The 12,722-nt window shown below is 38.0% G+C and carries 9 protein-coding genes; all 9 read right to left on the reverse strand.

Annotated elements, in window-relative coordinates; translation table 11 throughout:
• Window positions 1-146: 146 nt before the first annotated feature.
• Entirely contained in the window at window positions 147-1,625 is a 1,479-nt protein-coding gene (gene spoIVA, locus AKG34_RS14850) for a stage IV sporulation protein A (protein WP_053346784.1), read from the reverse strand.
• A gap of 230 nt (window positions 1,626-1,855) precedes the next feature.
• A complete protein-coding gene (locus tag AKG34_RS14855) occupies window positions 1,856-2,578 on the reverse strand; it encodes a YphF family lipoprotein (protein ID WP_053348123.1) in 723 nt (240 codons plus the stop codon).
• Window positions 2,579-2,594: 16 nt separating this feature from the next.
• The gene (locus AKG34_RS14860) at window positions 2,595-2,792 is read right to left on the reverse strand and encodes a DUF2768 domain-containing protein (RefSeq protein WP_053346785.1); all 198 of its coding nucleotides are present in this window, start codon (window positions 2,790-2,792) and stop codon (window positions 2,595-2,597) included.
• Between the two features lie 274 nt (window positions 2,793-3,066).
• The gene (locus AKG34_RS14865) at window positions 3,067-4,440 is read right to left on the reverse strand and encodes a putrescine aminotransferase (protein WP_053346786.1); all 1,374 of its coding nucleotides are present in this window, start codon (window positions 4,438-4,440) and stop codon (window positions 3,067-3,069) included.
• Between the two features lie 293 nt (window positions 4,441-4,733).
• Entirely contained in the window at window positions 4,734-6,842 is a 2,109-nt protein-coding gene (locus AKG34_RS14870) for a sigma 54-interacting transcriptional regulator (RefSeq protein ID WP_053346787.1), read from the reverse strand.
• 399 nt (window positions 6,843-7,241) lie between these two features.
• Window positions 7,242-8,585 carry an APC family permease gene (locus AKG34_RS14875; protein WP_053346788.1) on the reverse strand — a complete coding sequence of 448 codons (1,344 nt, stop codon included), beginning with the start codon at window positions 8,583-8,585 and terminating at the stop codon, window positions 7,242-7,244.
• Window positions 8,586-9,053: 468 nt separating this feature from the next.
• Entirely contained in the window at window positions 9,054-10,106 is a 1,053-nt protein-coding gene (locus AKG34_RS14880; protein WP_053346789.1) for an NAD(P)H-dependent glycerol-3-phosphate dehydrogenase, read from the reverse strand.
• Window positions 10,107-10,123: 17 nt separating this feature from the next.
• A complete protein-coding gene (gene der / locus AKG34_RS14885) occupies window positions 10,124-11,434 on the reverse strand; it encodes a ribosome biogenesis GTPase Der (RefSeq protein ID WP_053346790.1) in 1,311 nt (436 codons plus the stop codon).
• 538 nt (window positions 11,435-11,972) lie between these two features.
• Window positions 11,973-12,593: a YphA family membrane protein gene (locus AKG34_RS14890; protein WP_053346791.1), complete on the reverse strand. Its 621-nt coding sequence runs from the start codon at window positions 12,591-12,593 to the stop codon at window positions 11,973-11,975.
• Window positions 12,594-12,722 lie beyond the last annotated feature (129 nt).

Here is a 12,722-nt window from a genome sequence, read left to right on the forward strand (position 1 = left end):
CCCCTCTTACTTTGGCAACAAAGAAGCCGGTATGCCCTAATGTAAAGCCAAAAACGTATCATCCATTTTTTTATTTTTAGTAAATTCTAGACTCACATGTAAAAAGACCAATCCGATGAAGGAGTTGGTCCAGCTTTTAACCTTTTTTATAATATGATAGCAATCAATCCCCCACTGCCCTCATTAATAATCCTTTCCAGAGTCTCCTTCAATTTGTAACGTGCATTATCCGGCATCATCGCTAATTTCACCTGAATGCCTTCTCTTACGTAAGAACTTAGGCTTCGGCCAAAAATATCAGAATTCCAAATGGATAGTGGATTGTCTTCGAAATCTTGCATTAAATATCGAACCAATTCTTCACTTTGCTTTTCCGTTCCAATGATTGGTGAAAACTCCGATTCAACATCGACCTTAATCATATGGATTGAAGGAGCCACAGCTTTGAGCCTGACCCCGAACCTGGCTCCTTGACGGATAATTTCCGGCTCATCTAGACTCATATCATTAAGAGAAGGGGCTGCAACGCCATAACCCGTTTGTTTAACCATTTTTAATGCATCCGCAACCTGGTCATATTCTGCCTTGGCATATGCAAAGTCTTGCATCAGAGATAAAAGATGATCCTTCCCCCGTATCTCCACACCGACAATTTCTTTTAAAATATCATCATAGAGTTCATCCGGTGCGTAAAGGTCGATTTCAGCCACGCCCTGACCCATCTCAATACCTGCAAGAGCGGCACGGTCGATAAACTCGAATTCATTGAAATGACCGACTACACGGTCTACATCTCTTAGGCGTTTAATGTCCTTTACGGTCTCTTTTACAGCTTCCTGATAGCTTTCTCTTAACCAATGATCCTCCCTCAGAACCATTACCCAGCTCGGAAGATTCACATTGACTTCAAGTACTGGAAATTCATATAGGGCCTCACGCAGGACGCTGTATACATCTGATTCCCGCATTCCTTCAACGCTCATGGCCAATACAGGTATATCATACTTTTCCTGTAAAGATTCCTTTAGTGCGACTGTATTTGGGTGATGGGGCTGAACGGAATTGACAATCATTATAAATGGCTTGCCAACCTCCTTCAATTCTTCAACAACCCTCTCCTCCGCTTCTAAATAATCACTGCGTGGAATTTCTCCGATTGATCCATCCGTAGTAACAACTACGCCTAAAGTGGAATGATCCTGGATTACTTTTCGTGTGCCGATTTCAGCTGCTTCATTGAACGGAATCGGCTCCTCGTACCATGGAGTATGAATCATACGTGGACCATTCTCGTCTTCATACCCTTTAGCCCCAGGTATTGTATAACCCACACAATCGACTAAACGAATGTTCACTTCAAGCCCTTCCGCAACCTGAATCGACGCTGCCTGATTCGGTACGAATTTAGGTTCTGTCGTCATGATCGTTTTTCCAGCAGCACTCTGAGGTAATTCATCCTGTGCCCTGGCACGGTCAGCTTCTGACGGTATATTCGGAATAACAACAAGCTCCATGAATTTCTTAATAAATGTGGATTTCCCTGTTCTGACGGCACCGACTACACCTAAATAAATGTCGCCACCGGTACGCTCAGCTATATCTTTGAAAATATCTACCTTTTCCAAGGTATCCCCTCCCGAATTAGAGTTTTGGGATTTCGTTTTTCCATTTACTTTATTTAGGACACTATATATCTATGATGTTGTCCTAAAAATTTATTCCAATTATTCCCCTGGTTTAATCCCTTCCTCCACCAGAAATTTTATATAAGGGTTGTTATTTTAAAAGTAAGATGAAATAAAAATAAAGAAATAACCCTTCCCCTACAATATATTTTGTAGAAGAAGGGTTATGACTATTTTGAAAGAAATTTTGGATTATTTGTTTTTTTATCAATTGTATATGGTAGTGAATAGGCCGGAACAAACTCTGAATTTTGTACAAGGAGTTCACGAATATCATCACCAGGATTAATATCTCCGTCATGCCCCTGCAATACGTCATATAAATCAGGAGTATAGTCAACAAAAATATTGCCGCCACCGTCAACCACGAAATATAAGTCTTTTTGTGAAAATGGACTCGTGACCGTAGGGGCTTCCTTTAGACCCATCTTTTCATAATCAAGAGTAAAGACATTATCCGCTAACCTTTCCTTAAATGGGGGGTATCCGTTGCTTTGCTGATAAGCTTTCAATCTCAAGGAAATATCCTGAATTTTCTGAGCCATCCGGACATCCAACAGTTTTACAGTCGGATCATCTTCAACATTAACAAGGACATATTGAAAAACTCCACCTGATTCATAGGCATTGTCAGGCGGTTCTGCCATATACTTGGGTGAAATCTTAGAAAACTTAATCACGTATTTTTGGTAAATTGGTGTTTCAGCCTCTTTTGTAACAATTGGCAAAATGCCGCCTTCATCTTTCTGAAATTGATCAACTGCGCTTTGGACAGATTGTATTTGCTCTTTATAAGGCAGTTGATTTTGCATTTTTTGCTTCTGAGGATACAAACACCCAGTCAGTAATCCCGAGATGCATAATAAACATAATATTTTGAAAAAATTTTTCATCATTTCTCCTCACCTATCAAGTGGTTGGCCCGCTAAGAACAACGATAAGGATGATCAAGCCGGCTAGAATCATAAGTATGTATGCAATAATTGCTGTTAAGCCTTTAAAAAAACCTTTTAATTTATAGCGGCTTAAGTAAATAAGAAATATAGAGATAACCATAAAGCCCATAGCTATAAAGGATATCCACATTTTTTGCAGAGCAGGTGTCATATCATTATCACTCCTTTTTCCAGAAATTATTATAACATACCAAATTACGTTAAAGGAATTAAATCATTGTCCAAACTGTGTAAAAAATTGCTTATCACAATCATTTGATAAATAATAATTTTCAATTTCACTACCCCCTAGCCTTACATATAGTCCGATAAAAGACTTCCACTTCTTGCAAATTACCCGATAAATAAATGTATAACGCTCCCATTCTCTTCCTTTTATTCAACCAAAAAAGCAGCCCCTCGGCTGCTTTTTTGGTGAATTATAATTAAGATTTAAGTGTTGGCAACACATCTTTAAACGCTTTGATTACTGTATCAACTTCATCCAAATGAATTGTCAATGACGGCTCAATCCGGATTGTTTTAGAGTTTATAAGCGTACCCGCTACCAAAATACCTTTATCGAAGAGAGCTTTTGAGAATTCATAACCTACTTCGTCTTTATGGAACTCAATGCCAATCATTAAACCTTGTCCACGAATCTCCAAAACCTTATCTTTATGCTCGTTAGCTACTTCTCTTAATCCATTTAGGAAGTATTCACCTACTTCTGCGGCACGCTCCGGTAATTTTTCTTCCAAAAGCACATCGATTGTAGCAATGGCTGCAGCACAGGCAAGTGGGTTTCCTCCAAACGTGGTTGTGTGCATGAACGGATTTTCGAACCAGCTTTTAAACACTTTCTCATTGGCTACAACTGCCCCAGCTGGCATCACTCCACCACCAAATGCTTTAGCTAAACAAATAATGTCTGGAACAACATCATAAAGCTCAGAAGCAAACATTTTGCCTGTGCGCCCCATTCCCGTTTGCACTTCATCTAAGATTAATAACGCATCATACTCATCACATAATTCTCGAACTTGCTTCAAATAACCTTGTGGAGGCAGAATGACTCCTCCCTCTCCTTGGATAGGTTCCAACAATACAGCAGCAACTTCTTCACCGACTAGGGCACTACTTTCGAACGTTTTCCTCATCATATCGATATCACCGAAAGGTACATGACGTACGCCTGGAATCAGTGGTAGGAACGGTTTACGGAACATGCCCTTTGCAGTAGCCGAAAGGGAACCAAGACTTTTTCCGTGAAATGATTTTGTCGTCGAAATAATCGTGTATCGGTCGCTGTACATTTTAGCCAACTTCAACGCAGCTTCTACACTTTCAGTACCGCTGTTCGTAAAGAAGGAGTATTTTAAATCTCCCGGTGTAATATCAGCAAGAATCTTAGCAAGCATTGCCCGTAATGGATCTAGTAAGTCCTGGCTGTGAAGTGCTTGTCTTTGCAATTGATCAGTAACGGCTTTTACAACTTTGGGGTTACGGTGGCCAACATTATAGATACCAAAGCCGCCTAAACAATCAATATATTTTTTTCCATTAACATCCGTAAAACAGGAATCCTGGTCAGACCATTCTACTGCTGCGAATTGTGTATCTTTCGTTACCGTTTTCCGATATTCTAAAAAACCTGGGTTTACATGATTACGGAAATTTTCAACAGTTTCTTTCGTTACCCATTGGGCATCTTCTTTTGAAATTTCTTTTTGTTCGATTAATTGAAGCACTTTTTTAATATAATCCTGTGTTGCTGTTTGGCTCACTTGATTTGTTTTATTTTCTACATTAATTGACATATAAAAAACTCCTTTTTTAGTAATCTGTAGTGGATGGTTAATTATGATAGCTCTGATAAAACTTTACTGTTTACCTCCCTTTTAGCTTATACATATATACAAGCAAGAACCATGCCAACATGTTTCATTGAGGATATAGCTATTTTTCTTTTAAAAATCTATAAAAACTATGCAAATATGCATAGCTTATTTTCTGATGCATACCTCCCTTTTAGAAGTCCTTCGAGACGCTTTCCAATTACTACATAAAAAAAAGCCGTTGTACAAGTTAAACACTTGTCAACAGCTTTCATTCAAAAAAATACATTTTTTTCGCTTCTCTTATTTTGTTCTGCTAAGATTTTTTGATACTTTCTGCTCACTGACGATTGGCTGATCCCCAGCGCTTTAGCTGCTTTCGTCGTAGTTTTATATTGTTTCATTGCAAGCATGATCAATTGCTCTTCCACATAATCCTGTGCCTCTTGAAGAGGAAGAATTCTCGTTATAATTGGTTTTGCCTGTTTAAAATCGCTGCCAACTGTAAGGAACTTCTGGATAAAGTCGGCATCAATCATTTCTTCATCCGCGGAGACAACCAATCTTTCAATCATATTTTGCAATTCGCGAATGTTACCTGGCCATGAATAGACCTCCAGAATATTTAGAGCATCTGGCGAAAAATGGTAATTTCGATGATACCGCTCATTTAGCTTTTGTAGAAAATGAAAAGCTAGCGGCGGTATATCCTCCGGTCTTTCCCTTAAAGGCGGAACATGAATGGGAATGACGTTTAACCGATAGAACAAATCTTCTCTAAATGTCCCCATCTCGACCATTTTTTCCAGTCTCTTATTCGTAGCAGCAACAATTTGAACATCAATCGGTATAGGTGTAGTACTACCAATCGGAATCACTTCCTGTTCCTGTAAAACACGAAGCAATTTCACTTGCAGGTGTATAGGCATATCTCCAACTTCATCAAGGAATAAAACGCCATTATTCGCTTGTTGAAAGTATCCTACCTTTCCATTTTTATCTGCGCCGGTAAATGATCCCTTCGTATAACCAAACAATTCACTTTCGAGTAAATTTTCCGGTATCGCTCCGCAATTTATTTTCAAGAAAGGCTGTTTGGACCTTCTACCCATTTTATGGATTGACTCGGCAATCACTTCTTTACCTACACCAGACTCTCCATTGATTAACACGGTAGATGAAAAATGGGCAATTTTTTTCACTTGGCTAATAATCTGCTCCATTTTAGGACTGGCGAAAATCAACTCTTTGTAAAATTGATCTTGTTTTTTGAAGGAGTCAAGTTCTTTTCTCATTTCATTTAACTCTGATTTTAACTGAGTAGTTTCTGTAATATCCCTTGATGCAATGACAATTCGCTCAATGTCTCCTTTTTCATTGAACACAGGGGTTCCTACAGAAAGGACTTTCTTATTCATTTTCGTATCTTGAACAATCGATACTTTCTTCTTCTGCTCAAGAACTAACCGGGTGACCGAAGGGTTAAAAATCCCTTCATCTTCTATTTGCAAGAGGTTCTTCCCTATATAATCCTTTAAATCCATTCCCCAGAATCCAGAAATGATGCTGTCACTGTAGCGCAACAGTTCCCCTTTTTGATTAACGACCAGAATTTCATCATAGATATTCGCTAAAATGGCATTTAAATCCTTATTCGAACTCTTTATCAACTCTATTTCCATTGCCATTTCCTCAACCATTGGTAAGTCCTGAACGATGATAATAAGACCTTCCACTTCTTTTGTATGGTTTAGAATTGGGCTATAATCGACAAGCACACTCATTATATCGGTAATTTCCAGCTGATTGAGGATACTGCCTCCACTGGTAAACACACTATGTATATGCTGCTTATTGAAGATGGTCGCAGCAGGTTGATTAAGTACTTGTTCTGAAGGCTTTTTTATCATTTTCAAGCCTGATTCATTAAAGTTAACAATATTTCTTTCTTTATCAGCTACAAAGATCCCCATAGGAATGGATGTCAAAATAACCTTTAACAGATCTAAATTTTGTTTGCTGTCCTGCTTGAATAATTCAGCTAACACATCTTCCCTTTTAACATAGCCAGTAAGCATGCCTTCATCCGTTTTTATCAATACGATAGGTTCACCGATAATTTGATAAAGAAGCGGCAGAGAGATGTTCGGAGGCAACTTACAGACATTATCAATTGAAAAGGCATACTGCACAAGCTGTTCGGCTGTTAATGTTCTATCGTTTAACGGGAGGTCCTCCATGCGGATATAGGCAAACACTTGCTGTTCCTTCATCAGAAAAAAGAAAGGTTCCTGTATCTCATAAACTTTTTGAGCTGAAAATGTAGGTTGATCAATTGTGATAGTTATGAATGGTCTAATTTTATCATCCGGTATGGATAGCACAGTTTCACTCTCCTTTTGTCACTAGCCTTTATTTTAACATAATTCTAAATTGCGAGATAAAAAATAAACATTTACTCCTGAACTCATCTTCAATATAACTGAATCTGTAAACATAAAAAAGGGCCCTCTATTGGACCCTTGTTACATGTACCGCTAATGCATCCCCAAATTGTTTTAAACTGACTTGTGTAAAAGAACATTTTTCCTTTCTAATTTTCATTCTCTTTTTACATTTTTTCATTTGTATTGTTATGATCCGATTCACTATTGATAGGATTAATCCAGAGCATATGCGCTAACGCCTTAAATTAAAAACCAAATAGAACAACAGGTATGAGCGTTTACGACCTATTCATCCATCTATCAGACATATGACACCCTCCCTTGTTTCTGATTTTTTTAGATATTTTGAGCTTCTTCAAATTGGAATTGCGGAGGAGAATTGGTAAACAATTTCGTCCGATAAAGAAGATAACCAATACCGATTACCGCCCAAATAACACCTAGAATCAGTGAACTCATTTCAAGATTAAGCCAAAGGATGAACACTGATGCTGCTCCTATTACCGGGGACAAGATATTACTTAGAAATCCTTTAACTGAACGAAAGCTTTTATTCCTAATTGCATGGATGATTACACAAATATTTACGAAAGTGAAAGCAATTAAAGCTCCAAAATTAATGAGTGAAGCAGCTGTTACTAAATCAAGGAATAATGCCACCAGTGATATAGCCCCAACAAAGATGACATTGTAAAATGGCGTTTTATATGTAGGATGGATAAACCCAAAAAGTTTTTTCGGGATCATCTGGTCTCGACCCATAACATATAGAAGCCTTGAAACACTAGCATGTGATGCAAGACCTGAAGCAAGGGTACCAGATAATGTACCTGCAAGAAAGAACGCCTGAAAAAGTTTTCCTCCTACATATAGGGCAATTTCAGGTGATGCCGCTTCTGGGTCAGCAAAACGGGAAACATCAGGGAAAAATAGCTGTGTAAAAAAAGCAGCTGTCACAAATAAAACTCCGCCAATAAAAGCTGTTAAAAAAATGGCACGCGGAATTGTTTTGGTTGGATTTGGTGTTTCTTCTGATAACGTAGTGACCGCATCAAATCCCAAGAAAGAAAAACATAGAATCGTTGCTCCTGTTATGAGAGTGGACATTTCCATATGTGACCCAATGAATGGCTGAATCGAGAAGACCTCTCCTGTACCTTCACCACCCATAACCCCTTTAACAACCAGTGCCACAAATATGATAATGACTAGCATTTGAAAAAAAACAAGAAAGCTATTAAAATTGGCAGCAAAGTTCACATTGAATAAGTTAATGACCGTCATTAAAAGAACAAATGCAACCACCCATATCCATGGAGACACTTCAGGAAAAAGAGCAGTTAAATATATTTTTGTTAATACGGCATTCACCATTGGTAAAAATAAATAATCAAGCATCGATGACCAGCCGACAAGAAAGCCTAAATGCGGATTAATCGTTTTTTGGGTGTAAGTATAGGCCGAGCCTGCCTGCGGGTATACTTTTACCATTTTCCCGTAACTGGCTGCCGTAAACAACATCGCTATTAGAGCAATAACATAAGCGGTCGGTACATGCCCCCCTGTTTTTTCAGAAACAATCCCAAATGTATCAAAAACAACCATCGGGGTCATATATCCAACACCGAGTAATACAATATGCCATAAATTTAAAGACCTTTTCAGTTGACCTGTTTGCATGTATCATTCCCCTTCCTAATTATCTGTGTTCATTGATTAAAATTTTACCAACGTTTTCTAGTGCCTCCTTATTGCGAAATTTCTGAATATATTACACTTCGCAATTTTCATACCAAAAAAAACAGTCGATATTAAGCGAATAACAGGGAAATTAGTAGAAATTTCATGCAAACTTGAATAACCTATTCATTTATTCATAATTCGAGATGATCAAATTAAAAACAATAAATAAGTATTTAAGATGAATATAAATTTTGTCATAAACGAAAATGTAAGGTAATTGGGTGATTTTTATTCATAAAAAAAAGCAGAAGATATCAAGATATCTTCTGCCCATTTGACTAAATCCCCCGTGCCGAGGTCAAATTACTAGTTTACTTTCGTTGCATTGTATGCTGATACATTGCAACGCGCATCCTCGAATGCCCATTTTAATGAAATTCTTTTATTGAAACTACAGATTTGAGGTTAATCCTGCTGTCTGCTATCCAAAATGTTAAAGAGTTCTTCCATTTCATTCGTTTTCGATCGATTCATCAAGAGGTCAACTGCCTGTTTCACTTCTTCACCATTAAACAAGACATCGTACAAGGCTTCAGTAATCGGCATATTCACTTCGTACTTTTGAGCAAGTTGATAGGCAGCTTTAGTGGTTCTTACACCTTCAACAACCATACCCATGCTTTCTAAAACTTCCTCAAGCTTTTGTCCTTTTCCAAGCATATTTCCTGCTCTCCAGTTACGGGAGTGAACGCTTGTACAAGTTACAATTAAGTCACCAATACCAGCTAATCCTGAAAAGGTGAGTGGGTTAGCGCCCATGGCTACTCCTAAACGAGAGATTTCAGCCAATCCTCGTGTAATTAAGGCTGCCTTTGCATTATCCCCATAGCCTAATCCGTCCGTAATACCGGCTGCTAAAGCAATTATATTCTTTAAAGCTCCCCCGATTTCGACACCAATCAAATCAGGGTTTGTATACACACGGAAATTATGATTGATAAAGATGTCCTGAACCTTTTCGGCCGCTTTCATATTTTTTGAAGAAACGGCAACTGTTGTTGGATGACGTAAACTTACTTCTTCAGCATGACTTGGCCCAGAAAGGACCACAATATCTTTAAGCCAATCTGTTGAAGATACTTCTTCAATCATTTCTGAAATACGTAGTAGCGAATCAGGTTCAATGCCTTTACTCACATGAACAATTGTTAATGGCTTATCATGGGCTGCTTCAAGCTGACCAAGCACTTCACGATAGGCTTTCGTCGGCACAGCTAATATAATTATTTCAATCCCAACTAAAGCCTGCTCGATTGAAGAATACCCTTTAATTCCTATTGGAAGTTCAATTCCCGGCAAATATTTTTTATTAGTATGAGCTTGATTTATTTCATCAATTTGTTTCGAATTATGTCCCCATAACCTCACTTCATGCTGATTATCAGCTAATACCATCGCTAAAGCAGTTCCCCAGCTCCCTGCACCAATAACTGCGATACTTTCTTTTGCGTTCACCATTGTACATACCGCCCTTTCTATTTTCTTTGACGTCCAAAAATGCGTATCGGTGTTCCTTCAAACCCAAAGGCGTCCCGAATTCGATTTTCTAAAAATCTCTCATATGAGAAATGCATTAACTCTGGATCGTTAACAAATACAACAAAAGTTGGCGGCTTAATCGCTACCTGGGTCGTATAATAAATTTTCAAACGGTTCCCATTATGAGTTGGTGTCGGATTCATAGCCACTGCATCCATAACCACTTCATTCAATACATTTGTCTGAACACGGATAGCATGATTCTCACTAGCTTGATCAATGACTGGTATCAACGTATGTGTACGTTTTTTAGTTAGGGCAGAAAGATAAATGATCGGTGCATAATCTAAGAATAGGAAATGAGCACGAATTTTTTCTTCAAAGTCCTTCATGGTTTTTTCATCTTTCTCGATAGCATCCCATTTATTGACGACTATTATGACCGCTCTACCCGCTTCGTGGGCATATCCGGCAATTTTTTTATCCTGCTCACGGATACCTTCTTCCGCATTCAAAACGACAAGAACAACGTCTGAACGTTCAATTGCTCTCAATGCACGAAGTACACTATATTTTTCCGTACTTTCATACACTTTCCCTTTTTTTCTCATCCCTGCGGTATCAATAATGACATACTCTTTACCATTATATTTATACGGTGAGTCAATCGCGTCACGAGTCGTGCCTTCAATATCACTGACGATAACCCGATCTTCTCCAAGCAAGGCATTGACTAGTGATGATTTACCAACATTCGGTCTTCCAATTAAACTGAATTTAATAACATCATCAGCATAATCCTGACCACTGAATTTAGGGAAATGTTTTGCCGCTTCATCTAAAAGGTCTCCAAGACCAAGCCCGTGAGATCCAGAGATTGGGAATGGATCCCCAAAACCTAACGCGTAGAAATCATAGATTTGATCTCTCATTTCCGGATTATCGACTTTATTGACCGCTAGAACGACAGGTTTTCTCGATTTAAAGAGAATTTTCGCTACCTCTTCATCTGCAGATGTTACTCCTTCACGACCATTCGTCATAAAGATAATTACATCGGCTTCGTCTATAGCAATTTCAGCCTGCTGGCGAATTTGTTCGAGGAATGGCTCGTCACCGATATCGATCCCGCCTGTATCAATTATGTTAAAATCATGTGTCAACCATTCACCTGAACTATAAATTCTGTCTCTTGTTACTCCTGGAACGTCTTCAACTATTGAAACACGTTCTCCCACTATTCTATTAAAGATTGTCGATTTACCTACGTTCGGCCGACCGACTATCGCAATTACCGGTTTTGGCATTGCTATTCACCCTTTCTGCTACTATATCTCTGTCAAAGTCACGAAATTCATGAATGCATTTTTTTAATATTGCATCTGCATTGTTGATTTTCATTATTTCCTTTTCAAGGAAAAGGCTGCATCCACCATCATATAAAGGAAACTTCCATCAGTAAGAGAGTTCCCCACTGATAGTTAGTTAAACGTATCAAGTATTTACAGGCAGATTGTCCAATTCACATCCCCTGTTCCTCAGGTGACATGAAGCTGAACTCTCAGCATGGTAAAACGTGATTAAAAACAGCCCAAAAAAACGAAGATAGCCGAAAAAAGCTTTCGGCATTCAGCTTCCTTTTTATTTGATTAGAGCATATTACGATTTATCTACAGACCTCTAACTATCCTATAGTAACAAATTTCTCGCCAATCAACAATGTTTGTATGCATAAAAGCCTTCCGATTCCAATTAAATCCAAATAGAGCTTTGCTTATTGGATAAAACCAGCATTTATCCTCATACCGTATATTCTGGCTTCATTAATAGTTAGGTCAGAAACTTTCATTGATTAAAGTTCCCTTTTCTCTGCTTCGATAAAAACCTCGATTGAGATGATGAAAAAATGTATCTACTCATAAGTTCCAATAGTCTCCAGACTATGTTCGCACACAATATCAGTACTGCATTATCATGCCATGCGTATGTAAGTGCCTCATAGAACAATGAATGATAGACAAGCAATCCCGAATATACGAGGTCACCCATAATCAATCCAACTAATAGGACGAACAAGCGATGTTTCCAATTTTTAAAAAGTAATAGGATAAGATAATTCAGAAAAATACACAACAGGTAAGAAGGTTTCATAATGAGCCAAATGGGATCAAGCATAGAAAATAGTTGAAAACTAGCATAAGCTAAGGTGATTATAAGGCAACCGCTGATCAGCTCTATAATCTTGATGATAGATTGCTTCCTTATGTACACACAAAGTATAAAGATAAGATATATACCGCTCATATGTATAGAAAGCAAGAAAACCTCCAGATTATATCCTGCTAAAACCATGACAGCTAACAAATGAAAAAGAAAATCAAAACGAAAGGGAACCGTCTTTGGAATAAAATACATGACAATGACCCAAACTATCCATGACATCCAATAAAACAAAATTCCATCCATGTAGCGTCCCCCTTTTAGGAAACATTATGGCTTGTTTATTTAAAGAATAAACGTAAAGCTTAATTTTTAATGAGTACTTGTAATATCTATACCTAAAACTTTTCATTTAGTTATTTACAAAAAGGAGGT

The sequence above is a fragment of the Peribacillus butanolivorans genome, assembly GCF_001273755.1.
Taxonomy (GTDB): Bacteria; Bacillota; Bacilli; order Bacillales; family DSM-1321; genus Peribacillus; species Peribacillus butanolivorans.

Excerpts from the sequence above, each read along its gene's own strand:
- AKG34_RS14855 (WP_053348123.1), bottom strand. The coding sequence starts at position 2,578 with ATGAAAAATTTTTTCAAAATATTATGTTTATTATGCATCTCGGGATTA.
- AKG34_RS14890 (WP_053346791.1), bottom strand. The coding sequence starts at position 12,593 with ATGGATGGAATTTTGTTTTATTGGATGTCATGGATAGTTTGGGTCATT.
- AKG34_RS14880 (WP_053346789.1), bottom strand. The coding sequence starts at position 10,106 with ATGGTGAACGCAAAAGAAAGTATCGCAGTTATTGGTGCAGGGAGCTGG.
- AKG34_RS14860 (WP_053346785.1), bottom strand. The coding sequence starts at position 2,792 with ATGACACCTGCTCTGCAAAAAATGTGGATATCCTTTATAGCTATGGGC.
- AKG34_RS14875 (WP_053346788.1), bottom strand. The coding sequence starts at position 8,585 with ATGCAAACAGGTCAACTGAAAAGGTCTTTAAATTTATGGCATATTGTA.
- der (WP_053346790.1), bottom strand. The coding sequence starts at position 11,434 with ATGCCAAAACCGGTAATTGCGATAGTCGGTCGGCCGAACGTAGGTAAA.
- AKG34_RS14865 (WP_053346786.1), bottom strand. The coding sequence starts at position 4,440 with ATGTCAATTAATGTAGAAAATAAAACAAATCAAGTGAGCCAAACAGCA.